24 protein-coding genes are annotated in these 24,674 nt (G+C 70.5%); 19 read left to right on the top strand and 5 right to left on the bottom strand.

From position 1 onward, the window contains the following. The first annotated feature begins 46 nt into the window (after nucleotides 1-46). From ACFW5B_RS13620 to ACFW5B_RS13635, 4 genes are all read left to right on the top strand, one after another. Nucleotides 47-910, top strand: a complete 864-nt coding sequence (locus ACFW5B_RS13620) for a helix-turn-helix domain-containing protein (protein ID WP_386438009.1) — start codon at nucleotides 47-49, stop codon at nucleotides 908-910. 84 nt (nucleotides 911-994) lie between these two features. Then, on the top strand, nucleotides 995-2,452 hold the full coding sequence (locus ACFW5B_RS13625; RefSeq protein ID WP_386438012.1) for an aldehyde dehydrogenase family protein: 1,458 nt from the start codon (nucleotides 995-997) through the stop codon (nucleotides 2,450-2,452). Nucleotides 2,453-2,598: 146 nt separating this feature from the next. Continuing rightward, nucleotides 2,599-3,147 (top strand): DinB family protein, encoded by a 549-nt coding sequence (locus ACFW5B_RS13630; RefSeq protein ID WP_386438015.1) that lies wholly within the window; start codon nucleotides 2,599-2,601, stop codon nucleotides 3,145-3,147. 61 nt (nucleotides 3,148-3,208) lie between these two features. Then, nucleotides 3,209-3,880, top strand: a complete 672-nt coding sequence (locus ACFW5B_RS13635) for a PadR family transcriptional regulator (protein ID WP_386438018.1) — start codon at nucleotides 3,209-3,211, stop codon at nucleotides 3,878-3,880. 17 nt (nucleotides 3,881-3,897) lie between these two features. On the opposite strand, the gene ACFW5B_RS13640 is transcribed toward ACFW5B_RS13635, so the two are convergent. The 3 genes from ACFW5B_RS13640 to leuE all read right to left on the bottom strand — a co-directional run bounded on the left by ACFW5B_RS13640 (nucleotide 3,898) and on the right by leuE (nucleotide 6,788). Beyond that, the gene (locus tag ACFW5B_RS13640; protein WP_386438020.1) at nucleotides 3,898-5,313 is read right to left on the bottom strand and encodes a glutamate decarboxylase; all 1,416 of its coding nucleotides are present in this window, start codon (nucleotides 5,311-5,313) and stop codon (nucleotides 3,898-3,900) included. Between the two features lie 16 nt (nucleotides 5,314-5,329). After that, the gene (gene wrbA / locus ACFW5B_RS13645) at nucleotides 5,330-5,953 is read right to left on the bottom strand and encodes an NAD(P)H:quinone oxidoreductase (protein WP_386438023.1); all 624 of its coding nucleotides are present in this window, start codon (nucleotides 5,951-5,953) and stop codon (nucleotides 5,330-5,332) included. Between the two features lie 169 nt (nucleotides 5,954-6,122). Next, the gene (gene leuE / locus ACFW5B_RS13650) at nucleotides 6,123-6,788 is read right to left on the bottom strand and encodes a leucine efflux protein LeuE (protein WP_386438026.1); all 666 of its coding nucleotides are present in this window, start codon (nucleotides 6,786-6,788) and stop codon (nucleotides 6,123-6,125) included. A 113-nt stretch (nucleotides 6,789-6,901) separates the two neighbouring features. Between leuE and ACFW5B_RS13655 the strand changes: the two genes are divergently transcribed. After that, nucleotides 6,902-7,660, top strand: a complete 759-nt coding sequence (locus ACFW5B_RS13655; RefSeq protein ID WP_386438029.1) for a MerR family transcriptional regulator — start codon at nucleotides 6,902-6,904, stop codon at nucleotides 7,658-7,660. 52 nt (nucleotides 7,661-7,712) lie between these two features. Here ACFW5B_RS13655 and ACFW5B_RS13660 read toward each other — a convergent pair whose 3' ends face one another. After that, the gene (locus ACFW5B_RS13660) at nucleotides 7,713-8,081 is read right to left on the bottom strand and encodes a YbjQ family protein (protein ID WP_386438032.1); all 369 of its coding nucleotides are present in this window, start codon (nucleotides 8,079-8,081) and stop codon (nucleotides 7,713-7,715) included. 205 nt (nucleotides 8,082-8,286) lie between these two features. On the opposite strand from ACFW5B_RS13660, the gene ACFW5B_RS13665 reads away from it, so the two are divergent. The 10 genes from ACFW5B_RS13665 (at nucleotide 8,287) to ACFW5B_RS13710 (ending at nucleotide 18,988) form a co-directional block, all read left to right on the top strand. Further along, entirely contained in the window at nucleotides 8,287-8,988 is a 702-nt protein-coding gene (locus tag ACFW5B_RS13665; protein WP_386438035.1) for a DedA family protein, read from the top strand. A gap of 209 nt (nucleotides 8,989-9,197) precedes the next feature. Continuing rightward, the gene (locus ACFW5B_RS13670) at nucleotides 9,198-10,889 is read left to right on the top strand and encodes a threonine/serine exporter ThrE family protein (protein ID WP_386438038.1); all 1,692 of its coding nucleotides are present in this window, start codon (nucleotides 9,198-9,200) and stop codon (nucleotides 10,887-10,889) included. A gap of 238 nt (nucleotides 10,890-11,127) precedes the next feature. After that, a complete protein-coding gene (locus tag ACFW5B_RS13675) occupies nucleotides 11,128-13,065 on the top strand; it encodes an ABC transporter ATP-binding protein (protein WP_386438041.1) in 1,938 nt (645 codons plus the stop codon). After that, entirely contained in the window at nucleotides 13,062-14,546 is a 1,485-nt protein-coding gene (locus ACFW5B_RS13680) for a phytoene desaturase family protein (protein ID WP_386438044.1), read from the top strand. Before ACFW5B_RS13675 ends, ACFW5B_RS13680 begins: the two co-directional genes overlap by 4 nt. Before the next feature lie 311 nt (nucleotides 14,547-14,857). Continuing rightward, a complete protein-coding gene (locus ACFW5B_RS13685) occupies nucleotides 14,858-15,616 on the top strand; it encodes a class I SAM-dependent methyltransferase (protein WP_386438047.1) in 759 nt (252 codons plus the stop codon). After that, nucleotides 15,510-16,004, top strand: a complete 495-nt coding sequence (locus ACFW5B_RS13690; RefSeq protein ID WP_386438049.1) for a transposase — start codon at nucleotides 15,510-15,512, stop codon at nucleotides 16,002-16,004. Before ACFW5B_RS13685 ends, ACFW5B_RS13690 begins: the two co-directional genes overlap by 107 nt. A gap of 246 nt (nucleotides 16,005-16,250) precedes the next feature. Beyond that, nucleotides 16,251-17,096: an alpha/beta fold hydrolase gene (locus tag ACFW5B_RS13695; RefSeq protein ID WP_386438052.1), complete on the top strand. Its 846-nt coding sequence runs from the start codon at nucleotides 16,251-16,253 to the stop codon at nucleotides 17,094-17,096. Between the two features lie 8 nt (nucleotides 17,097-17,104). Continuing rightward, complete coding sequence (locus ACFW5B_RS13700; RefSeq protein ID WP_386438055.1) at nucleotides 17,105-17,680, top strand: hypothetical protein; 576 nt, start codon at nucleotides 17,105-17,107, stop codon at nucleotides 17,678-17,680. 127 nt (nucleotides 17,681-17,807) lie between these two features. Beyond that, a complete protein-coding gene (locus ACFW5B_RS13705) occupies nucleotides 17,808-17,990 on the top strand; it encodes a linaridin family RiPP (protein WP_386438058.1) in 183 nt (60 codons plus the stop codon). Between the two features lie 182 nt (nucleotides 17,991-18,172). After that, nucleotides 18,173-18,988 (top strand): hypothetical protein, encoded by an 816-nt coding sequence (locus ACFW5B_RS13710; RefSeq protein WP_386438061.1) that lies wholly within the window; start codon nucleotides 18,173-18,175, stop codon nucleotides 18,986-18,988. Nucleotides 18,989-19,158: 170 nt separating this feature from the next. On the opposite strand, the gene ACFW5B_RS13715 is transcribed toward ACFW5B_RS13710, so the two are convergent. Continuing rightward, the gene (locus tag ACFW5B_RS13715; RefSeq protein ID WP_018090094.1) at nucleotides 19,159-19,653 is read right to left on the bottom strand and encodes an inorganic diphosphatase; all 495 of its coding nucleotides are present in this window, start codon (nucleotides 19,651-19,653) and stop codon (nucleotides 19,159-19,161) included. Nucleotides 19,654-19,739: 86 nt separating this feature from the next. Between ACFW5B_RS13715 and dacB the strand changes: the two genes are divergently transcribed. From dacB to hpt, 4 genes are all read left to right on the top strand, one after another. Continuing rightward, nucleotides 19,740-21,314, top strand: coding sequence for a D-alanyl-D-alanine carboxypeptidase/D-alanyl-D-alanine-endopeptidase (gene dacB / locus ACFW5B_RS13720; protein WP_386438065.1), 1,575 nt, complete (start codon nucleotides 19,740-19,742; stop codon nucleotides 21,312-21,314). Nucleotides 21,315-21,563: 249 nt separating this feature from the next. Then, on the top strand, nucleotides 21,564-22,709 hold the full coding sequence (locus ACFW5B_RS13725) for a zinc-dependent metalloprotease (protein WP_386438068.1): 1,146 nt from the start codon (nucleotides 21,564-21,566) through the stop codon (nucleotides 22,707-22,709). Nucleotides 22,710-22,900: 191 nt separating this feature from the next. After that, the gene (gene tilS / locus ACFW5B_RS13730; RefSeq protein WP_386438071.1) at nucleotides 22,901-23,959 is read left to right on the top strand and encodes a tRNA lysidine(34) synthetase TilS; all 1,059 of its coding nucleotides are present in this window, start codon (nucleotides 22,901-22,903) and stop codon (nucleotides 23,957-23,959) included. An 86-nt stretch (nucleotides 23,960-24,045) separates the two neighbouring features. Further along, nucleotides 24,046-24,585, top strand: a complete 540-nt coding sequence (gene hpt, locus ACFW5B_RS13735) for a hypoxanthine phosphoribosyltransferase (protein ID WP_030077134.1) — start codon at nucleotides 24,046-24,048, stop codon at nucleotides 24,583-24,585. The last annotated feature ends 89 nt before the right edge of the window (nucleotides 24,586-24,674 follow it).

Raw genomic sequence — 24,674 nt, forward strand, 5'->3', positions numbered from 1 at the left:
TGCGGCCCACTGTTGGACGGGGTGGGGTCACAGGAGGGTCTGAGAGGTGTCCGCAAGTGAGTCGAGCGGGTCGGTGGTGCGGCGAATCCTGCTCGGGTCGCAGCTCCGTCGGCTGCGTGAATCGCGCGGGATAACCCGCGAGGCGGCCGGCTACTCGATCCGTGCGTCCGAATCGAAGATCAGCCGCATGGAGTTGGGCCGCGTGAGCTTCAAGGCACGGGATGTGGAGGACCTGCTCACCCTGTACGGGGTCGGCGACGCCCAGGAGCGTGAGGCGCTGCTCTCCCTGGCGCGGGAGGCGAACGTGGCCGGCTGGTGGCACAGCTACAGCGATGTGCTTCCCGGGTGGTTCCAGACGTATGTGGGTCTGGAAGGCGCCACTTCTCTGCTCCGGGTCTATGAAGTCCAGTTCGTTCACGGGCTGTTGCAGACCGAGAGCTATGCGCAGGCCGTCGTGCGGCGCGGGATGCCCGACGCCGGGCCGGCGGAGATCGAGAGACGGGTCGCGCTGCGCATGGAGCGCCAGAAGCTGCTGGTGGCCGAGCGGTCGGCGCAGTTCCACTGTGTGCTGGACGAGGCCGCGCTACGGCGCCCGTACGGCGAACGCGCGGTGATGCGCGAGCAGTTGAAGCATCTGATCGAGGTGTCCGAGTGGCCCAATGTGCGGCTCCAGGTGATGCCCTTCAGTCTCGGCGGGCACGCCGGGGAGAGCGGTGCGTTCACCATGCTCGGCTTCCAGGAGTCGGGTCTGCCGGACGTCGTCTACCTGGAGCAGCTGACGAGCGCGCTCTATGTGGACAAGCCCGAGGAAGTCGCCCAGTACGCACGGGTGATGGACCGGCTCCAGAAAGAAGGTCCCAACCCCGCCGAGTCCAGGGACCTCTTGCGCGGACTGCTCCAACTGATATGACGCATCGGTAGGATGGCGCACCATCAGGAGTCAGCACCCCCCAATGCGGCGCCCTGAGCGCCCTGTTCTCCAGATCGGGATGGCATGTCCTATTTCGACGAGTTGGCGTATCAGTTCATCGACGGTGAGTGGCGGACCGGCAGCGGCTCGTGGGACATCGTTGATTTCAATCCGTACAACGGCGAGAAACTGACCTCCATACCCGTCGCCACGGTAGCGGAGATCGATCAGGCCTACCGTGCCGCCGAGCGCGCACAGCGGGAGTGGGGCGCCACCAATCCGTATTCCCGGCGGCTGGTCTTCGAGCGCGTGCTGCGGATCATCGACGACCGCGAGGCGGAGCTGGGCGCGGCGATCGCCGCGGAGGTCGGGGGCACGCTCGCCAAGGTGGGCTTCGAACTCCATCTCGCCCGGGAGTTCCTGCGCGAGGCCATTCAACTGGCGCTGCGCGCCGAGGGCCGCATCCTGCCCTCGCCCATCGACGGCAAGGAGAACCGCCTCTACCGGCTGCCGGTCGGTGTCGTGGGCGTCATCAGCCCCTTCAACTTCCCCTTCCTGCTGTCGCTGAAGTCCGTCGCGCCGGCCCTCGCGCTCGGGAACGCCGTGGTCCTCAAGCCGCACCAGAACACCCCGGTGTGCGGTGGCGGTCTGGTCGCCAGGATCTTCGAGGAGGCCGGGCTGCCGGCGGGCGTGCTGAACGTCGTCGTCACGGACATCGCCGAGATCGGCGACGCGCTCATCGAGCACCCGGTCCCCAAGACCATCTCCTTCACCGGCTCCGAGAAGGTCGGCCGGCACGTCGCCACGGTCGCCGCGGCCCACTTCAAGCACACCGTGCTGGAGCTGGGCGGCAACAGCGCGCTGGTCGTCCTCGACGACGCCGATGTCGACTACGCCGTGGACGCCGCCGTCTTCAGCCGCTTCGTCCACCAGGGGCAGGTCTGTATGGCCGCCAACCGGGTGCTCGTGGACCGGTCCGTGGAGCGGGAGTTCACCGAGAAGTTCGTCGCCAAGGTCGCGTCCCTGAAGGTGGGGGACCCGACCGACCCGCAGACCCATATCGGTCCGCTGATCAACGAGGGCCAGGCCGAGTCGATCACCGCGCTGGTGGAGCGCGCGGTCGCGGACGGCGCCTCGGCGCTCCTGCAGGGCGAGGCCCGGGGCACGCTGGTCGCGCCGAGCGTGCTGAGCGGCCTGCCGGAGGACTCGCCGCTGCTGCGGCAGGAGATCTTCGGGCCCGTCGCGCTGCTGGTGCCGTTCGACGGGGACGAGGAGGCGGTGCGGCTGACCAACGCGACCTCGTTCGGGCTCAGCGGTGCCGTGCACACCGGCGACATCGAGCGCGGGGTGCGGTTCGCCAAGCGCATCGACACCGGGATGTTCCACGTCAATGACGCCACGGTGCACGACGAGCCGATCGTGCCCTTCGGCGGCGAGAAGAGCTCCGGTGTGGGGCGGCTGAACGGCGACGCGATGGTGGAGGCGTTCACCACGACCAAGTGGATCTCCATCCAGCACGGGCGGTCGCGGTTCCCGTTCTGAGGCGCGGTGTCCCCTCCGGCGGTCCGGGAGCGGTCCGTGGCGCGTTGCGGACAGAAGCTGACCGCAAGGGCTTCTACGTTGAGTGGTGTCGGAAGGCGGACGGCGAGAGGCCGGCCGCCGCGGGACGTCACGAAAGGTGAACCCCCATGCCCACTCACGTTCTTGCCGAGGCCCACGGCGACGAGACCGGCGCGCTGCTGGCCTTCCTGGAGGCCCAGCGCGGCGGGCTGCGCCGGGCCGTCCTGGGGCTGACCGGGGCACAGGCGGCCCAGCGGCCGACCGCCAGTGAGCTGTCGCTCGCCGGGCTGGTCAAGCATGTCGCGGAGACCGAGCAGGGCTGGATCGAGACCGCGCAGGAGCTGCCGCACTCCATCGAGCGCACCCAGGACACCTGGCATCTGAGCTTCCGGCTGGAGGACGACGAGACACTCGCCGAGACGCTGGCCTTCTGGGACCGGGTGGCGCAGCGGACGGAGGAGTTCATCCGCTCCGTGCCCAGCCTGAACGACACCTTCCCGCTGCCTCCGGCGCCGTGGTTCCCGCCGGAGGCCCGGCAGTCGATGCGCTGGCTGCTGCTGCATCTGATCGAGGAGACCGCCCGGCACGCCGGCCACGCCGACATCCTCCGCGAGTCCGTCGACGGCAAGACGGCCTTCGAGCTGGTGGACGCGGAGCGCGCAGGCCGGGAGGGGTAGCGGGCGGGGTCCCGGCGCGCTCTAGGCTGGCGGAGGGGGCGCGATAGGGATTGAGGAGACGATGTCGGCGATCCGGCTGTTGGTACTGGGCGCCGTGCGGCAGCACGGCCGGGCGCACGGCTACCAGGTGCGCAACGACCTGGAGTACTGGGGCGCCCAGGACTGGTCCAACGCCAAACCCGGCTCGATCTACCACGCGCTCAAACAGATGGCCAAGCAAGGCCTGCTGCGCGCCCACGACATCGCGCCCAGCACCGCCGGCGGCCCGCCGCGGACCGAGTACGAGCTGACCGCGGCGGGCGAGACGGAGTATTTCGCGCTGCTGCGCACCGCGCTCTCCCAGCCGGACCAGAAGGTCGACATGCTCAGCGCGGGCATCGGCTTCGTGGTCGATCTGCCGCGGGCCGAGGCGGTGGCGCTGCTCCAGGAGCGGGTGCGGGCGCTGCAGGAGTGGCGCACCACGGTCACCGGCTACTACACCCCCGAGGGCGGGACCGGTCAGCTCGGCCACATCGGCGAGATCATGAACATGTGGGTGCACTCCGCGGACAGCGGCGCCGCGTGGACGCGGGGGCTGATCGAGCGGATCGAGGGCGGGGCGTATGTCTTCGCCGGCGAGGGGGAGCCGTTCGTCGGTGTCCTGGCGGACGGGCAGGAGAACCCGTACGCGACGCGGGACACGGACCGGCCGGGCGGGGACACGGACCGGCCGGGTGCGGGCCGGACCGGCTGACCGGGGCCGGACGCCGGTCAGTGGTGGAAGGCGGTGGCGACGCTCTCCGGGCGCTCCATCGGGCCGGACTGTTCCCGGAGTTCGGGCAGCAGCGCCTCCAGGTCCGCGAGGAACAGGTCGGCGAGGTCCAGTGAGAAGCCGTTGCGGCAGACCACCCGTAGGACGGAGAGGTCCTGGCGGTTCTCCGGGAAGGTGTAGGCGGGCAGCAGCCAGCCGCGCTCCTTCATCCGCCGGGAGACGTCGAACACGTCGAAGGCGGTGATGTGGTCCGCGGTCGTGAAGGCGAAGACCGGCAGCTGGTCGCCCCTGGTCAGCAGCCGGAAGTCGCCCAGTGCGCGGATCCGTTCGGACATCGAGAGGGCCACGTCCCGGGTGGCCTGCTGGACGGCGCGGAAGCCGGCCCGGCCGAGCCGCAGGAAGGTGTAGTACTGCGCGGCGACCTGGGCGCCGGGGCGGGAGAAGTTGAGCGCGAAGGTCGGCATGTCGCCGCCCAGGTAGTTGACCCGGAAGACCAGCTCCTCGGGCAGCGCCGCGGCGTCGCGCCACAGGGCCCAGCCGACGCCCGGGTAGACCAGACCGTACTTGTGCCCCGAGGTGTTGATGGAGGCGACCCGGGGCAGCCGGAAGTCCCAGACCAGCTCCGGGTCGAGGAACGGCGCGACCATGGCGCCGGACGCGCCGTCCACATGGACCGGGATGTCCCAGCCGTGCTTCTCCTGGACCTCGTCGAGCGCCGCGCAGATCTCGCCCACCGGCTCGTACGACCCGTCGAAGGTGGAGCCGAGGATCGCCACCACGCCGATGGTGTTCTCGTCGCAGAGCGCGGCGGCGGAGGCCGCGTCCAGGTGGTAGCGGTCGCCCTCCATGGGGACCTGGCGCGCCTCGACCTCCCAGAAGTTGCAGAACTTCTCCCAGCAGACCTGGACGTTGGCGCCCATGATGAGGTTGGGGCGGGCGCGGCCCGGATAGCGGTCCTTGTTTCGCTGCATCCAGCGGCGCTTGAGGGCCATCCCGGCGAGCATGCAGGCCTCGCTGGACCCGGTGGTGGAGCAGCCCATGGCGGTCGACGGGTCGGGGGCGTGCCACAGGTCGGCGAGCATCGCCACGCACCGCTTCTCCAGCTCGGCGGTGCGCGGGTACTCGTCCTTGTCGATCATGTTCTTGTCCCGGCACTCCGACATCAGGATGCCGGCCTGCGGCTCCATCCAGGTGGTGACGAAGGTCGCGAGGTTCAGCCGGGCGTTGCCGTCGAGCATCAGCTCGTCGTGCACGAACTGGTAGGCGGTGTGCGGGGAGAGCGGGCCGTCCGGCAGGGTGTGCCGTGGTGGCGAGGTCTCCATCCCGGCGACCGGGTCGGCCTCCCCGTAGAAGGGATTGACCGCGTGCCCGGTCTGCTTGCGGTCGGATGTCGATGCGCCTTTGTGCAGAGTCATCTGTCGCGCCTACCCGTCAACTCGCCTGCGAAAGGCCGTGTTTGATGGCTTTGGTGAACTTCACCACGCGCTCCGCCTGGATGCGGGCGGCGGTGCGTGCGTCGTCGTCGAGCGGGGTGTCGGGGCCGCCGACGTGGGAGGTGCCGTAGGGGTTGCCGTCGGTGAACTTCGCCGGGTCCGTATAGCCCGGCGCCACGAGGATGCCGCCGAAGTGGTGGACGGTCTGGTAGAGCGCGAGCAGCGTGGACTCCTGGCCGCCGTGCCGGGTGGCGCTCGCGGTGAAGCCGCTGTAGACCTTGTCGGCCAGTTTCCCCTGCTGCCAGAGGCCGCCCAGGGTGTCGAGGTACTGCTTGAGCTGCGAGGACACATTGCCGAAGCGGGTGGGGGTCCCCAGGATCACGCCGTCCGCCCAGAGCACGTCCTCGTGGGTGGCCTCCATGATGTCGGCGGTGGCCGCGGCGTTGGCGGCCCAGGCCGGGTTGGCGTCGATGGCGGTCTGCGGGGCGAGTTCCGCGGCCCGGCGCAGGCGTACGTCGGCGCCGGCGTGCTCGGCGGCGTCCGCGATCAGGCGGGCGAGGTCGGCGACGGTACCGGTCGACGAGTAGTAGATGACGGCGACATGGACGTCGTGCACGGGCATCGGCCTACCTCCTCGAACCCGACAATAAGGGCATAGGGGGTATGGGGCCTCCAGGGTTCACCCAGTGGAAGCGCGACGGGCGGGTGGCCGCCCCGGAGGACCGCCACCCGCCCGCACCCGCGCGCCGGCCGGGCCCGCTCCGGCCCGGCTCAGCCCGCTCCGCCCCGGCTCAGCCCGCGCTCGCCAGCGACAGCTTCGCGGCGAAGCCGAGGAACGCCGCCCCGGCGCCGGCGGACAGCCCGGCCGTCAGCCGCCTGCGGCGGCGGAAGGTCGCCGCCAGGAACGTCCCGCTGAAGATCAGCACCGACAGGTACGTGAAGCTGAACAGCTGAGCCCAGGCGCCCAGCGTCAGGAACGACAGCACCGGATGGGCGTAGGACGGGTCCACGAACTGCACGAAGAACGAGATGAAGAACAGGATCGCCTTCGGGTTGAGCAGACTGACCACCAGCGCCCTGCGGAACGGCCGCTCCACGGCCTCCTTCGGGGCCTCGGGCGCCTCGTCGGCCCGCCCGGCCCGGCGCGTCTCCCGGCCGCGCCACAGCGCCCAGGCGCCGCGCAGCATCCCGACCGCCAGCCAGGTCAGATAGCCCGCACCGGCGAACTTGACCACGGCGAACAGCACCGGCGTGGTCTGCAGCAGCGAGGCCACCCCGCCCGCCGACAGCGTCATCAGCACCGTGTCACCGCACAGCACCCCGGCCGCCGCCCGGTACGCCACCCGCGGGCCGCGGCGGGCCGCCACCGACACGACGTACAGCGAATTCGGGCCCGGCAGCAGAATGATCAGCGCGAGTCCCACCAGATACGTGGACAGATCCGTTATCCCCATCACGGTCGGCAGGATCTCACCCGCCGGTCCGCCGCCTCACGGCGTTTTCAGCATGCGGACTTGCACCTCACGCGGCGTGAGGCCACATCGTGGAGCGCGTACCAGAAGGAGCGGAGATGAGTTATTCGGTGGGCCAGGTCGCGACCTTGGCCGGGGTGACGGTGCGCACCCTGCACCACTACGACGAGATCGGGCTGCTCCAGCCCGGCGAGCGCAATCACGCAGGTCACCGGCGCTACGGCGACGACGACCTGGACCGGCTGCAGCAGATCCTGTTCTACCGGGAGCTCGGCTTTCCGCTCGACGAGGTGGCGGCTCTCCTGGACGATCCGGACACCGACCCGCGGGAGCATCTGCGGCGCCAGCACGACCTGCTGACCGCGCGGATCGAGCGGCTCCAGAAGATGGCCGCCGCCGTCGAGAACGCGATGGAGGCACGCAGGATGAACGTACGGCTCACCCCGGAGGAGAAGTTCGAGGCCTTCGGGGACTTCGACCCCGACGAGCACGCGGCGGAGGTCGAGGAACGCTGGGGCCACACCGAGGCCTACAAGGAGTCGGTGCGCAGGACGGCCGCGTACACCAAGGAGGACTGGAAGCGGCTGACGGCGGAGCTCGACGCCCTGCACCGCAGGATGGCGGACCTGCTCGCGGAGGGGGCGACGGCGGACTCCGCGGCGGCCATGGACGTCGCCGAGGAGCACCGGCAGTTCATCTGCGAGGCGTACTACGAGTGCTCCCACGACCTCCACAGCTGCCTCGGCGGGATATACGTCGACGACGAGCGCTTCACCGCCACCTACGAGGCGATCCGGCCCGGCCTCGCGGTGTACCTGCGCGACGCGATCCTGGCCAACGCGGCCCGTCACCGCTGATCCGTACGGGCCGGGGAGCGCGACCCCGGCCCGTACGGAGCCCTGCCGGTGGTCAGCCCTGTGGCGCGATCACCACGGCCGTGCCGTAGGCACAGACCTCGGTGCCCACGTCGGCGGCCTCCGTGACATCGAAGCGGAACATCAGCACCGCGTTCGCACCGCGCGAGCGGGCCTGGTCCACCAGCCGCTCCATCGCCTGGTTACGGGTCTCGACCAGGGTCTTGGTCAGGCCCCGCAGCTCGCCGCCGATCATCGACTTCAGGCCCGCGCCGATCTGGCTGCCGAGGTGCCGGGAGCGCACCGTCAGGCCGAAGACCTCGCCGATCACCCGTTCCACGTGAAACCCCGGGACGTCGTTGGTCGTCACCACCAGGACGTCGGACTGCGCATGCTGTCCACCGCCGTATTCATCGATGCCCATGGCGCGCACCTCCTTGCGGCCAGCATCACCCGGCCCCGGGGGGACGGCCAGCGGTCGGGGGCCGTCGGGTGGGGGCCCGGGGCCCGCCTGGAACCATGTCGGGGCACCCGGCGTTGATAGCTTTGGCCGCACACGCGCCGGTATCCCGCCGCTTCGCCCGCCGCACCGCCCGATCCGGCGCCCTCGACCCAGGAGCCTTCACCCCGTGAATACTCTCGCGCTCGGCCCCCAGTGGCTGGACCCGGACTATCTGATCGCGACGTTCGGCCTGCTCGGCGTCCTGGTGATCGTCTTCGCGGAGTCCGGCCTGCTGATCGGCTTCTTCCTGCCGGGCGACTCGCTCCTGTTCACCACCGGCCTGCTGGTGACGACGAACAAGCTCGACCGCCCGCTGTGGATGGTGTGCTCGCTGATCGTGCTGGCCGCCGTCCTCGGCGACCAGGCCGGCTATCTCTTCGGCCGCAAGGTCGGCCCCTCGCTCTTCAAGCGGCCCGACTCCCGCCTCTTCAAGCAGGAGAACGTCGAGAAGGCGCATGAGTTCTTCGAGAAGCACGGCCCCAAGTCGCTGATCCTGGCCCGCTTCGTGCCGATCGTGCGCACCTTCACCCCGATCATCGCCGGTGTGAGCCGGATGAACTACCGCTCCTTCATCACCTTCAACCTCATCGGCGGCGCGCTGTGGGGCGCCGGTGTCACGCTGCTCGGCGCCTCGCTGGGCAAGGTCCAGTTCGTCCACAAGCACATCGAGCTGATCCTGGTCGCGATCGTGCTGGTCTCCGTCGTGCCGATTGTCATCGAGTACCTCCGCGCCCGCGGCAAGAAGAAGACCGAGGCGCCCGCGCCGGGCGGCGCCCCGGACGGCGCTCCCGCGGAGTCCGCGCGCCGCGGCCGGCACGCCAAACGCTGACCGCGCTCCCGCACGCCGCCGCGCTCCCGTGAGCGCGGCCGGGTGCCGGGGAATGTGTCCCTCCGGCCGCGGGCAGGCGGGGGGAGGTGAGTCCCCGAATACGGCACGGCGCCACAGCCGAAAACGCCCGCCCCGAGGAAGCGCAGCAGATAGCCATCAGGCATCGTGTCCTTGACATCCGTCAGGAGGCCAACGAGGAGCGAAGAACGGTGGCGTCGGACCAGAGCGGTTCCCCCGAGGACCGCAAGCCCCAGTCGGACGAGGCGCACAGCGCCTTCACCCCGCCGCTGGGTGTGCCGTATCCGCCGGTACCCGAGGAAGAGCACCCCACCTCCGAGTTCGCGCTGCCCGCCGGCCTGCGCCCGGAGGCCCCTGCCGAGCAGGAGGGCTCGGCCTTCACCACGCCCAGCAGCACCACCGGCCAGACCCCGCTGCCCGTCCCCGTGGGTGCCACGGCGATGAGCGCCTTCACCCCGCCGCACGGCATCCCCGCGGTCAGCCTCACCAAGGAGGCGCCCTGGCAGGACCGGATGCGGACCATGCTCCGGATGCCGGTCCACGAGCGCCCGGTCCCCGAGCGCTTCGAGCGCGGTGACGAGGAGACCGGCCCGGCCGTCCCCCGCGTGCTCGACCTGACGCTGCGTATCGGCGAGATCCTGCTGGCCGGCGGTGAGGGCGCGGAGGACGTCGAGGCCGCGATGTTCGGCGTCGCGCACGCCTACGGGCTGGAGCGGGTCGAGCCGACCGTCACCTTCACCCTGCTGTCGATCTCCTACCAGCCGTCGCTGGTCGACGACCCGGTCACCGCCAGCCGGACGGTACGCCGCCGCGGTGTCGACTACACCCGGCTGTCCGCGGTCTTCAAGCTCGTCGACGACATCACCTCCGACGGCATCACTCTGGAGGAGGCCTACCGCGGCCTCGCCGAGATCCGCCGTAACCGCCACCCCTACCCGAGCTGGGCCCTGACGGTGGCCTCCGGGCTGTTGTCCGGTGCGGCCTCCATGCTGGTCGGCGGTGAGGCGCTGGTGTTCTTCGCGGCGGCGCTGGGCTCGATGCTCGGCGACCGGCTGGCCTGGCTCGCGTCCGGGCGGGGGCTGCCGGAGTTCTACCAGTTCGTGGTCGCGGCGATGCCGCCCGCGGCGGTGGGCGTCGCCTTCGGCCTGGCGCACGCCAATGTGCAGGCCTCCGCGGTGATCACCGGTGGCCTCTTCGCACTGATCCCGGGACGGGCCCTGGTCGCCGGCGTCCACGACGGGCTGACCGGCTACTACATCACCGCCGCCGCCCGTCTGCTGGAGGTCGGCTACCTCATCGTCGGCATCGTCGTCGGCGTCCTCAGCGTGCTCTACATCGGCCTCCAGCTGAACCCCGGCCTCCGGCGGCTCAACCCCGAGCAGGCACTGGGGGCGTACGACGAGCCGGTGGTGCAGATCGTCGCGTCCATGCTGCTGGCGCTGGCGTTCTGTGTGCTGCTTCAGCAGGAACGTCACACCGTGGCGTTCGCGACCCTGAACGGCGGTGTCGCCTGGGCCGTGTACGGCGCGCTCGGGGTCGCCGAGATCAACCCGGTGCCCGCCACCGCCATCGCCGCCGGCCTGGTCGGTCTCTTCGGGCAGTTGCTGTCCCGATACCGCTACGCGTCCGCGCTCCCGTACGTCACCGCGGCCATCGGCCCGCTGCTGCCCGGTAGCGCCACGTACTTCGGGCTGCTCAACTTCGCCCAGGGCCATCTGCCGGAGGGCCTCACCTCGCTGATCCAGGCCGCGTCGCTGGCGCTCGCCATCGCGGTCGGGGTGAACCTCGGCGCCGAGGTCGCCCGCCTGTTCCTGCGCGCGCCGGGCGTCGAGGAGGAGGCCGCCGGCGGCCGCCGCGCCGCCAAGCGCACCCGCGGCTTCTAGGCCGGCCGACGGCGGAGCAACCTTACGTCTCCGGGCGCCGGAACAAATAAAAAGCAGAGCAATTAACTGACGCCATTCGCGTACCGCTGCCATGAATTCAAGGGAGGCGCGGCAGGCAGTCAACTAACCCATAACTTGATACCGGGCGCCATGTTAGCTTCGAGCCTCTTGACGGCGGATCCCCTCTGACGGGGCTCTCGCGCGCGAAGCGACCGTCGTCAATACGGGGGGAGCACTCATGGCGAGTCATGTGCACCGCGCGGGCCTGAGAGGCGGGACACGAAGCAGCGGCAACGGGTCGGTCGCAAGCGTTGCCGGACAGCACACCAGGCTGCTGGCCGGCGGCGTGCTGGTGGGGCTGCTGGGCGTCGCCGCCTCGCTCGCGCAGCCCTGGGCCATCGGCAAACTGATCGAGGCGGCGGGCGGCGGCGGTTCGCTGGCCCGGCCCATTGCCCAGCTGGTCGGGCTGTTCTGCGCGGGGGCCCTGTTCTCTTCGCTGCAGGCCTATCTGATCGGCCGGGCCGGGGAGAATATCGTCTTCGATGTCCGTGGCATCCTGACCGGACGGCTGCTGCGCGCCGATCTCACCGCATTCGGGAAACAGTCCCAGGGCGATATTTTCACCCGTACGGTCACCGATACCTCGTTGGTGAAGATCGCCCTCTCGCAGAGCCTCGCGCAGCTGATTGTCAGCGGCGCCACGGTCATCGGCGGCGTCGTGCTGATGTTCCTCATCGACCTGTGGCTGATGGTCATCACCCTGAGCTGCCTCGGCGCCGCCAGCGTCCTGTCCATCGCCCTCGCCCGCAAGCTGCGCAAGGTCGCGCTGGAAAACCGGGACGACACCGGCGAGTTCGCCAGTGACATCCAGCGTGTGCTCTCCGCGCTGCCCACGGTCAAGGCCTCCCGCGCCGAGCCCAGGGAGGCCGCGCGCATCGGCAAGCTGGCCGACAAGGCGCGCCGTTCCGGTATCCGGGTCAACGCCTACAACGCGCTGCTGATGCCGTCCATGAACGTCGGCACACAGGGCGCGCTGGCCGTCGTGGTGGGCGTCGGCATGACCTGGGTGGCCCGCGGCGAGATGAACATGGCCACCCTGACCTCGTTCATCATGTACCTCTTCCAACTGGTCTCGCCCCTGGTGACGTTCTTCATGGGCGTGGGCCAGTTCGTCCAGGGCCGGGCGGCGATCCAGCGGGTCGACGAATTGGCCGGTATGCCGCAGGAGAGCAGCGGGACGACGGACGTACGGCCCCCCATGTCCTTCGGGCCGCTGGCCCAGCACCGTCCGGCGGTCGAGTTCCACGACGTGCGGTTCGCCTACCGGCGCGGGAAGCAGGAGGAGCTGACGCAGGTGCTCGGCGGTGTCTCGTTCACCGTGCCGGCCCGCGGGCTGACGGCGGTCGTCGGACCGTCCGGCGCGGGCAAGACCACCATGTTCCAGCTGATCGAGCGCTTCTACGCGCCGGACAGCGGCCGCGTCCAGCTCAGCGGGCAGAACATCGAGTCCCTGCCGCTCGACACGGTCCGCGGACTGGTCGGCTACGTCCAGCAGGACAGCGCCGCGATGCGCGGCACGGTCCGGGAGAACCTGACCTACGCCAACCCCCACGCCACGGATTACGAGATCCAGGAGGCGGTGGAGATGGCCGGTCTCGCCTCGGTGGTCGCCGGTCTCCCGCACGGGCTGGACACCGAACTCGGCGACCAGGGCAGCGGGTTGTCCGGAGGTCAGCGCCAGCGGCTGTGCATCGCCCGCACGCTGCTGCAGAAGCCCGCGGTCATGCTGCTGGACGAGGCCACCTCCAACCTGGACTCCGACTCGGAGCGGGACTTCCGGGACGTGCTGCGCCGGATCTCCGGGCAGTGCGCGGTCATCGCCATCGCCCACCGGATCTCCACGGTGGTCGACGCCGAGAAGATCGTGGTGATGGAGGGCGGCCGGGTCCGGGCCACCGGCGTGCACCACGACCTGATGGAGCACGACGAGCTCTACCGGCGGCTGGCGGGCTCGCAGCTGCACGCCGGGCCCGGTCACCCCGCCCATCAGGCCGCCCCGGTGCCCATGGAGCCGTGGACCCCGCCGCCGGCCATAGCGATCGGCTGGCCCGCGTACGCCGGCCTCGCCGAGCAGACCGTCCGTCTCCGGCCGATCAGGGGGGATGAGCAGTGGTGAGCGCCGCAGACGTGGCGATCGTGGGCACCGGGCCGAACGGCCTCGCGGCGGGTGTGGTCCTGGCCCGTGCTGGCCTGCGGGTGGAGCTCCACGAGCAAGCCGAGACCATCGGCGGCGGGCTGCGCACGGTGCCGCTCTTCGACAGCGGTGTCGTGCACGACCTCTGCGCCGCCGTCCACCCCATGGCCGCCGCGTCCCCCTTCTTCCGGGCGTTCGGCCTGGCGGCCCGCGGGGTCGAGCTGCTGCACCCGGAGATCAGTTACGCCCACCCGCTGGACGGCGGTCGCGCGGCGCTGGCCTACCGCTCGCTGGCGGCGACCTGCGCGCACCTGGGCCCCGACGGGCCTCGCTGGCGGCAGCTGATGGGCCCGCTGCTGGAGCACAGCGACGGCGTGGTCGACCTGCTGCTGTCCGGGCAGCGCGGGCTGCCGCGCGATCCGGTGGCGGCCGTGCTGCTGGCGCGCCGGGTGGCGGTCCACGGCAGCGGGCTCGGCGCGGCACGCTTCCGCGGCGAGGAGGCGGCCGCCCTGCTCACCGGCGTCGCCGCGCATGCGGTCGGCCGGCTGCCGAGTCTCGCGTCCGGCGCGGTGGCCATGCTGCTCGGCCATCTCGCGCACGGGACGGGGTGGCCGCTGCCGCGCGGCGGCAGCGCCCGTATCGCCGAGGCGATGGCACAGGACATCACCGCGCACGGCGGCGTCTTCCACACCGGCCACACGGTGACGGACCTGGCGGAACTGCGCGGTGCACGGGCGGTGTTGCTCGATACGAGCCCCAAGGGGCTGCTGGCCCTGGCGGGCGACCGGCTGCCCCGCCCGTATGCGCGCGGGCTGGGGCGCTTCCGATACGGTCCGGGCGCCGCCAAGGTCGACTTCCTGGTGTCCGAGCCGATCCCCTGGTCCGACCCCGCGGTGGGCCGCGCCGGAACGGTGCATCTGGGCGGCACCCATGCCGAGATGGTCCGGCAGGAGACCGCGAACGCGCGGGGCGTGCGGACCAGGGAGCCGTTCGTCCTGGTCGTGGACCCGGCGGTGACCGATCCGGGCCGCGCGCTGCCGGGGAAGCGCCCGGTGTGGGCGTACGCGCACGTGCCGAACGGGGATCCCACCGACCCCTACGACCTGGTGCGCGCCCGCATCGAGCGCTACGCCCCGGGCTTCGGGGACACGGTCCTCGACCACCGCTCCGTGCCCGCCGCCCACTACGAGGCCTACAACCCCAACTACGTGGGCGGGGACATCGGTTCCGGCGCGATCACGCTGTATCAGAGCCTCGCGCGGCCCGTCCCCCGCCTCGACCCCTACCGCACGCCGCTGCCCGGAGTCTTTCTGTGCTCCGCGGCCACCCCGCCGGGACCCAGCGTGCACGGCATGTCCGGGTATCTGGCGGCAATCTCCGCACTCCGGCACCGTTTCGGTATGCGCGATGTGCCCGGCCTGTCGGCCACGTCGGAATCCTTCAAATCGGGACGTGCCCGCTAATGCCGGTCCGGACCCGTCTGTCGCCCCGTCAGTCAACGCCAACTGCCCCTCAATGCTGTGGAGTACGCCACCGGGAAAGTATTGGAACAAGCCATAGGCACCTGATATTGTCTCAAACATAAGTACCCCCCCACACGTTCCGTTGAGGCGTCATCACGGGATCGACAAGAACTGCTGGTCCGACCAACCACGCAGGCGGCTTCGTTTTCACAGTGCCCTCTTGTCCTCGCATCACCGTGCCTCGTTCGAGCTCTTCGGCTTCGCGGCGTTCCCATCGGCATCGGCAGTGGGGATAAAGAGAGGAAGCTCGGGTGCAAAACGGGGTTGAAGACATTGGATACGGCCGGCAGTTCGAGGGCTGGTACGACAGGCTGATCCCGGATGACGGGATTACCACCGAGGCAGTGAAAGGGCTGCTGGCCCGCCATCCCGCACCCGAGGCGGGAACTCTTGAGTTCGGCGTCGGTACGGGACGGATTGCCATCCCGCTCTCCGGGAGCGTCGGCCGGGTGACCGGTGTGGACTCCTCACCGGAGATGCTGGACGCACTGCGCGTCAAACTGAAGGACCGCGGGGACGTCGACCCCGTACACGGGGACATTCGCACCTACACCTCGGAATCCCGTTACGGGCTGGTGTACTGCGTCTGTGCCACCCTGTCGATTCTGCACACCCCCGAGGACCAGCAGCAGGCCGTCTCGCGGGCGGCCGAACTCCTGGCCCCCGGCGGGCGCCTGGTGATCGAGACGCACAACAAGCCGTCGATCCTGGCACTTCACGAGGGCCGGGCCCGCACCAGCTACTTCGTGCCCTACCCGGAGCCCGGGACCGGTGTGCAGACCCATTCCACGCTGCTCGACGGCGGTCTGTGGCACTGCTCCCACATCCTCTACCAGGCCGACGGCACCACACGGGTGGGCACCGAACTCACCCGGCTGACCACCCCGGACGACGTCGACGGCTATGCCCGCGCGGCCGGGCTGGAGGCCGAAGGCCGTATGGCGCGGTGGGACGGCACCCCCTACAGCGAAGGGGCTCCCATGTTCATCTGTTGCTACGTCAAGCCCTGAAGACAGCACACAGAAAACGGGTGACGAAAGAGGGTTGAACGTGGGACGTCCTCCGATTTTGCCGGCCGACAAGAAATTCGCTCTCGTACTGAGAGTGGTGAGCGGTGAGCTGACCGCAGCCGAAGCAGCCCGGGAAGCCGGGGTATCCGAGCAGTCCGTATCGAACTGGCGCCGGCAGTTTATTGAGGGAGGCCGTAATGGCCTCGCCGGTGAGAGCGCCCGGGCCTCCGAAGGTGCCTCCCGGATAGCTGAACTGAACCGGGAAATCGCCACACTGAAGGCCACCATAGGCGAGCTCTACCTGGAACTCAGGAAGTGCAGTCGAAGCGCGGCGGTCCGTGTTCCGCAGCCGCGGGGGAAGACGCACCCCGCAACGCGAGTAAAGTAACTCGTTAATTTACCCCGGAATCGCGTGCTAGGTTCCGGGGTAACAGCCACTTCGAATCACGGGGGAGGGAATGTGGCGTCTGTTGAGCGCCATTTTGCCGTAGGCATGGCTGGACTGGCCGGCGCAAGCCTGCTGGCCGGCGCGGTAACGCGATACACCGGTAAACGCGAACGTGCGCGTCGTTATCTGCTGCATGAGAGGCCGGACGGCAGCCTTGTCGAGGTCGACGTCCATATTCCTCCGCAGGTGCAGCGTGTCGTTCTGCTCAACAATGGCCTGGGCGCGCCCCACGAATACTGGGACTGGGTGTGCGGCGCACTTCCCGCCGACACGGGATATGTGCGGTTCAACCGTCCCGGCTACGGTCTCAGCACCCCGGACAACCGCTACGGCCTGGAGCGGCACTTCGAGCTGCTCCAGGAGCTGCGCGACACCTACATCGGCGACCTCCCGGTCGTCCTGGCCGGCCACTCCCTGGGCGGCTACCTCGTCGCGGCCTACGCGTCGCTGCATCCGGACGCGCTGAACGGCGTGACCGCGGTGGTCATGATCGACGCCACCGAAGTGGTCAGCCTGCGTCATGCCCGCCGTACCGATGTCGACCGGTGGTCCCACCAGTCGATGCTGATGGAGCAGATCTTCGCGGGGACCGGCCTCTCGGTCTTCCGCCCCGCGATGAACGTGCACCAGCAGTACCGCCCGGAGATCAACCGGAGCTATACGGCGTTCCTGGCGACCCCCCGTACGTGGGCCACGTCCTACCGGGAGTACCGGGACGCCATGACCTACCCGGAACTGAGCGGTCTGGACTGCCCGTTGACCGTCATCACGGCGGAGAACAACGCGGGGGACAACGCCCGGCACCACGGGATCCAGGCCAGGCTGGCCGTCATCTCGGACCGGTCCCGGCACCACTTCGTCGACCGCTCCGACCACGAGTCCCTGCTCGCCGTGCAGAAGCACGCCGAAGAGGTGACGGAACTGATCGTCGGCGAACCGCCCTCCGAGTGGCTCGGGGAGTCCTGGCAGCCGACCACCACGGCGAGCCGGACCGCCGGGGACGCCGCGGAGCGCGAAGAGGCACGGAGATGAGGGGGAGCGTGAACACGGAACGTGTGAAGACGGCCGCCGTCACGGCGGCGCTGGCCGGCTGGCTGGTCGCGACGGCCGTGGCCCAGATTCCCGAGCAGCGCTTCGACACCCTCATGCGCCGCGGGACGCTGCGGATCCCGACCCCGAACTGGCGTTTCTTCGGGCCGAATCCCGGGGTCAAGGACAACCACCTGCTCTACCGGGACATCACGGACGGCAAGCCCGGTGAGTGGACGGAGATTCCGATCACCCGCGACCGGCCGTGGTACGCCCTGGCGTGGAACGCCCGCAACCGGTGTCCGAAGGCCCTGTTCGACGCGAGCCAGCACACCATCGCCCAGTCGGTCGCCTTCGGTTCGGAAGTGCTGCCGGTGACGACGGCGTCCGGGTACCGGCTGCTGGCCCGCTACATCCAGCTCCACCTGCCGCACGCCGAAGGCGCCTCGCACAGCCAGTTCATGCTGCTGCACTCGTACCTCAAGGACCCCGAGGACCGGCACATCGATCCGGTCTTCGTCTCCCTGGAATTCCCGCTCGACGGAGACGTCACCCCCGCCGGGGCCCCGTCCCTGGCCGCCGCATAGCGAGCCGCTCAGCCCTCTCGACTGGAAGCTGCGAGCTCACTCGGCGCCCCGCGCCGCGTGAGTCCGCGCCCTCCCGCCGAACGGTTGGAGAACGTGCTCAAGCAAGCCTGAGAGAAAGAGAAAAGAAATGTCTGTTGTGGCTGACTTCGCCAACACCGAGCTGACCGACGTGGCGCCGGGCCGTATCGGCAACGACGCGACCCCGACCATGCTCACCCCGCTGGCCACCCTCGCGACCCCCGAGGGTGTCGCCGTGACCTCCGCCACCGCTTACGCGCTGCACGAGGTCACCAAGGACGTCCAGCGCTGAACAGCCGGCCGGCAGGCGATGCCGCCCGGCATCGTTAGCCCCGTCTGATGAAGACGCGGCGGCACGGTACGCCCGATACGCATACCGTGCCGCCGCTTTCCATATCCACCGTACTCGCATCACATCAACGGGAGCACCCATCCATGTTCCTCAGCGCTCCACCCGAGGTCACGGCACGCCGAGTGGCTTCGCTGGGTACGCTGGTCTCCGCACTGGAAATGCTGAGCCAGTCGCGTAAGTTCGAAGAAGGCGAAATGCTGAGCGGGCAATTGGCGAACATGCGCCCCAAGTTCGCCAAGCGCTTTCCCAAGCTGACCCGCGCCCTCAGCTCCAAGAAGGCCGCGGTCGCCCTCTACGGGGTCCAGGCGGGTGCTTCTGCCGCCACACTGATCTGGGGTCACAAGCGCGGCGTGCGCACGGCCGGCAGCGCCGTGCTGGCCGTGACGGGCGCGGCCGGACGGCTGCGCTCCCCCTTCGGCGGGGACGGCGCCGACCAGCTCCAGCAGGTCATCAACATCGTCCTCGCCTCGACCGGCACCTTCCAGGACGACGCGAAGGCCCGCGACGTCGCCATGCGCGCGCTGGCCCTGGAAACCAGCATCTCGTACGTCGCGTCCGGTGTGGTCAAGCTGGTCTCCCCGGTGTGGCTCAGCGGCGAGGCGTTCAGCGGCGTCATCCGTACGCACAACTACGGGGACCCGCGGATCTTCCAGCTCGTGCACAAGTACCCGCTGCTGGGGAAGCTCATCACCTGGGGAACGATCGCCGCGGAGGTCGGCTTCCCGCTGGTCTTCGTGCTGCCGAAGCCCGCGGCGAAGGCCTGGCTGGGCTCGATGACGCTGTTCCACCTGGGCATCGGCCAGTTCATGGGGCTCAACCGCTTCGTGCTGGCCTTCGGCGCCACCCACCCGGCCCTCCTCTACGTCCTGACCCAGCAGGACAAGCCGGCGCTGCCCGCCGGGAGGACCGCCACCGCTCCCGTCCTCACCGCTGCCTGAGAGCGCTGTCCGTGGCGCCGGGCCACCGCCCGGCGACGCCGTGACACGGACAGACGGACAACGGGCGGCACCCGACCGGGTGCCGCCCGTTGGCGTACGAAAAAACGGAGCGCGCACCTCCCCGTACGGGGCCGCGAACGGCCCCGCCGGCGAGGTGCCGGGACGCTACGTCAGTGCGCGCCGCCCTGCGCCTCGAGGCGCTTGAACGAGGCCTCGATCTCCGCCTCGGCCTCGGTGCGGCCGACCCAGTTGGCGCCCTCGACGGACTTGCCGGGCTCCAGGTCCTTGTAGACCTCGAAGAAGTGCTGGATCTCCAGGCGGTCGAACTCCGACACGTGGTGGATGTCCCGCAGGTGCTCCACGCGCGGGTCGGACGCCGGCACGCACAGCAGCTTGTCGTCGCCGCCGGCCTCGTCCGTCATCCGGAACATGCCGATGGCGCGGCACTTGATGAGGCAGCCGGGGAAGGTCGGCTCGTCCAGGATGACCAGGGCGTCCAGCGGGTCGCCGTCCTCGCCCAGGGTGTTCTCGACAAAGCCGTAGTCGGCCGGGTAGCTGGTCGAGGTGAAGAGTCGACGGTCCAGGCGGATCCGACCGGTCTCGTGGTCCACCTCGTACTTGTTCCGCGAACCCTTCGGGATCTCGATGGTGACGTCGAACTCCACGGGTGGCTCCTCCATGATCAACACATACGTCTGGTGATTAAGTGTCCCCCACGCACGTGTGTGGTGGCGAAAGGGGCTGGTCCGAGGTGCCGGAGACCGGAAAGTGGCAGGTCAGATGGCAGTCGGCGGAAAGGTCCGCGCGGTCGGCGACGCGCGCGGCGGTCCGGTCGGCGCAGACGGCGGTCACGACCACGCGGCAGGTATGGCACGCCACACCGCGCCATACCCAGCAGACCTGGCAGCTGACGGCGGTCTCCGCAGCCACCGGCCTGGCGGTCGCGATCGCCGCGGTGGCGGCGGCCGGTCCGTGGGACTCGGGTCAGCGTACGGCCGAGCGGGCGGAGGCGGCGGCCATGGACGGTGCCAGTGGCGAGCATCACGCTCCGGACGCCCGGCCCGCGCCCAGCGCACCGCCCGTGCTGCCCGCGCTCGGCGGCCGGGCGCCCGGTGCCGCGGGCCGCGGCGCGGCGCCCGCCCCCACCGACGCCGGGCTCGCCGACGCGCTCGAACCGCTGCTGAAGGACCCGGCGCTCGGCCCGCTGCGGACGGCGTCCGTGCTGGACGTGGCCGCGGGCCGCGAGGTCTTCGGCGCCGACCAGCGCAAGGCCGCCACGCCCGCCTCCACCGTCAAGCTCGCCACCGCCGTCGCCGCGCTCTCCGCGCTCGGCCCCGACCACCGCATCGACACCACGGCCGTCCTGGCCGGCAAGGACCGCGTCGTCCTGGTCGGCGGCGGCGACCCCACCCTCACCGCCCGCGCCCCCCGGCACGGCGCCGAGGAACAGCCCGCGAACCTGCGCACCCTCGCCGACACCACCGCCCGGGCGCTCAAACGGCGCCACCTCACCAAGATCAGCCTGGGCTACGACACCGCCGCCTACTCGGGCCCCGCGCAGCACCCCATCGGCCCGAACGAGAACATCGCCCCCGTCACCGCCCTGATGACCGACGAGGCCCGCCTCGACGACTCCGAGCACGGCACCGCCCCCCGCGACCCCGACCCGGCCCGCACCGCGGCCCGCACCTTCGCCGACCTGCTCCATGACCGCGGCATCACCGTGGACGGCGAACCCGAAGGCGCCAAGGCCCCCAAGAAGGCCGCCCGGCTCGCCGCCGTCCACTCCCTCCCCCTGTCCGCGCTCGTCGAGCGGATGCTCACCTACAGCGACAACGACATCGCCGAGGCACTGGCCCGCCAGACCGCCCTCGCCTCCCGGCAGCCGGCCAGCTTCGCCGGCGCCGGAAAGGCCGTCCGCACCGCCCTCCAGCGGGAGCACCTCCCGCTGTCCGGCGCCGTCTTCGAGGACGGCAGCGGCCTGGACCGCGACGACAAGGTCACCGCCGCCCTGCTCTCCCGCCTCCTGCTGCACGCCTCCTCACCCGACCACCCGGCTCTGCGCCCGGTCGTCACCGGCCTCCCGGTGGCCGCCTTCACCGGCACCCTCAGCACCCGCTACCGGGGCCAGAGCGCCGGCGCCGGCGCCGTACGCGCCAAGACCGGCACCCTCACCGGCGTGAACACCCTGGCCGGCACCGTCGTCGACGCCGACGGCCGTCTCCTCGTCTTCTCCTTCATGACCACCGGCACCACCGACCCCCAAGGCGCCCAGACCGCCCTGGACAAACTCGCCTCAGCAGTAGCCAACTGCGGCTGCCGCTGACCCAACCAGCACCGACGCACCACCCCGCCCTGGCACCGCCCCACCGAGGTGAACCCCCACCCACCGCACCCCGACAGTCCCGCGCAGCGGAGCGGCCCGCCGCAGGCGCAACGGCGGGAAAGCCAAAATCGTGGGAGGCCGGCAAAGCGCAGCGAAACGGCGAGCAACAACCACGGCCGGAAAGCCAAAAACGTAGGAAGCCACAACAGCCGCTACCCCCCACACCAACCCCCCACGTACGGTGAACTCATGACGAGCATCGGTGGAGCCGAGATGGTCGACTGGAACCTCGCGGTCGCGACCGCGACCCGCTTCGTGCGGCCGGGCCCGGACGTGAGCCGGGACGAGGCGCGCGCGATCGTCGCCGAGCTGCGCAAGCACGCCAAGGCCTCCGAGGCGCATGTCCGCGCCTTCACGCGGATGGCACAGCCCGACGCGACGGGCGAGGCGCCGCATGACACACCGGTCCTCGTCGTGGACCGGCCCGGCTGGATCAAGGCCAATGTCGCCGGGTTCCGGGCGGTGCTGAAGCCGCTGCTGGCCAAGATGGAGGACCGCCGCTCGACGGTCCCCGGGGGCGGGGTGCTCGGCGCGGTCGGCGGCAAGGTGACCGGCGTGGAGCTGGGCATGCTGCTGTCGTTCCTGGCGTCGCGGGTGCTCGGCCAGTACGAGACCTTCGCACCGGCCTCCCGGGACCTGCCGGCCGCGGCACAGGGCGGCCGCCTGCTGCTCGTCGCGCCGAACATCGTGCACGTGGAGCGCGAGCTCGAAGTGGCCCCGCACGACTTCCGGCTGTGGGTGTGCCTCCATGAGGAGACCCACCGCACCCAGTTCACCGCCGTCCCGTGGCTGCGGGACCACATCGAGGGCGAGATCCAGGCGTTCCTCGGTGAGACGGACATCGACCCGGGCACCCTCTTGGAGCGGCTGCGGGAGGCCGCCCAGTCGCTGGCCGGTGCCAGGCCCGAGGGCGAGGAGGGCGAGGAGGAGAGCCGCTCCCTCGTCGACCTCGTCCAGACGCCCGCGCAGCGGGAGATCCTCGGCCGGCTGACCGCGGTGATGTCCCTTCTGGAGGGGCACGCGGATTTCGTGATGGACGGCGTCGGGCCCGATGTCGTGCCGTCGGTCGCGGAGATCCGGGAGAAGTTCCAGAAGCGCCGGGCGAGCGGCGCCGGCCGGCTGGACCAGGCGCTGCGCAAGCTGCTCGGCCTGGACGCCAAGCTGCGGCAGTACCGCGACGGCGAGCGGTTCGTCAGCGCGGTCGTCGAGGAGGTGGGCATGGAGGGCTTCAACCGGGTCTGGACGTCGCCGAACACCCTCCCGACCAAACAGGAGATCGCCAAACCGGCGGACTGGATCGCGCGGGTGCACCGCAAGGCGGACGGGGCACCGTAGGCGAACGGCGTGAGCTGGGCACGCCGCGTGGCAGTAGAGCGCCCCTTCAATCACCCGTCTGAGGGACCGTTACCGATGGATAGGCGTGCAATGCTCGGGGAACCGCTCGCCTCTGTCACCATCTAGGCACTCTGTGTGACGAAGTGCCGTCCACGGCCCGAGGCTCCCCAGCTGAACGATTGGAAACGGACATGGGTCCCCATCCAGCGGTCGCCGCGATACGCCTGGCGGTCCGCCGCGTACTCCACGACGTGCTCACCCACCACTCCGCGCACGACCGGCGCGAGCCCCCGCTCGTGCTCGTCGCGTGCTCCGGCGGCGCCGACTCCATGGCGCTCGCCTCCGCCCTCGCCTTCGAGGCCCCCAAGCTCGGGGTCCGCGCCGGGGGCGTCACCATCGACCACGGCCTCCAGGAGGGCTCGGACCTCCGCGCAGCCGAGGTCGCCCTGCGCCTGCGGGCCCTGGGACTCGACCCCGTAGAGGTCGTCGCCGTCGACGTGAGCGAACCCAACAGGGTGGCGCACGGCAGCGCATACCGGGGGAGCGGCAGCCGCCCGGCGGGCGGACCGGAAGCCGCCGCCCGTGACGCCCGCTACGCCGCTCTGGACGCCACCGCCGAGCGCCACGGCGCCACCGCCGTCCTCCTCGGCCACACCCGCGACGACCAGGCGGAGACCGTGCTGCTCGGTCTCGCCCGCGGCTCCGGGACCCGTTCGCTCTCCGGTATGGCCGCGACCAGCGGCCGCGACGGGCGCTACCGCCGGCCCTTCCTCGACGTGGACCGCCAGACCGCCCGCAAGGCCTGTCTGATCCAGGCGCTGCCCGTCTGGGACGACCCGCACAACGCCGACCCGGCCTACACCCGCTCACGGCTCCGCCACGAGGGCCTGCCCGCACTGGAGAAGGCGCTCGGCAAGGGCGTCGTCGAGGCGCTGGCCCGTACCGCCCAGCTCTCCCGCGACGACGCCGACGCCCTGGATGCCTGGGCCGCCGATGCCGAGGGCTCGGTGCTCGACGACAGCGGCTCCCTCGACATCGCCGCCCTGTTCGCGCTGCCCCCCGCGGTGCGCCGCCGGGTGCTGCGCCGGGCCGTCATCGGCGCCGGTTCACCGGCCGGTTCGCTCTTCGCCCGCCACATCGAAGAAGTGGACCGGCTGATCACGGCCTGGAGGGGCCAGGGGGCCATCAACCTCCCCGGGCGCGTGGGTGTGCGACGCCAGGGTGGCAGACTGGTGATTCGGCAGGGCTGAGCCGCAGCCCCTGCCCCGTTTACGAAGTCTCACGACTGACGCGAACACCGAACCGAGCGAGAGTGGCACGGGTGGACGACAAGGACATGGGTTCCGACCTTCAGTCGGTACTCATCAGCAAGGAAGAGATCGACGCGAAGCTGGCGGAGCTGGCCGCGAAGATCGACGCGGAGTACGCGGGCAAGGACCTGCTCATCGTCGGTGTCCTCAAGGGCGCGGTGATGGTGATGGCGGACCTGGCGCGCGCGCTGTCCACCCCCGTCACGATGGACTGGATGGCCGTGTCGTCGTACGGCGCGGGCACCCAGTCCTCCGGTGTGGTCCGCATCCTCAAGGACCTCGACACCGACATCAAGGGCAAGCACGTCCTGATCGTCGAGGACATCATCGACTCCGGCCTGACGCTGTCGTGGCTGCTGTCGAACCTGGGCTCGCGCGAGCCGGCCTCGCTGGAGGTCTGCACGCTGCTGCGCAAGCCGGACGCGGCCAAGGTCGCCATCGACGTGAAGTGGATCGGCTTCGACATTCCCAACGAATTCGTCGTCGGATACGGCCTCGACTTCGCGGAGAAGTACCGCAACCTGCCGTTCGTCGGCACCCTGGCGCCGCACGTCTACGGCGGCTGAGGGCGCTCCGCGCTCGTCCGGCCGGCCTGGCCGGGCGAGCTTGGTCCGGTCCGCTGCGGCCCGGCGGGAACCCTTCGGGGCCTCCCGCC

The sequence above is a fragment of the Streptomyces sp. NPDC058773 genome, assembly GCF_042746015.1.
Lineage (GTDB): Bacteria > Actinomycetota > Actinomycetes > Streptomycetales > Streptomycetaceae > Streptomyces.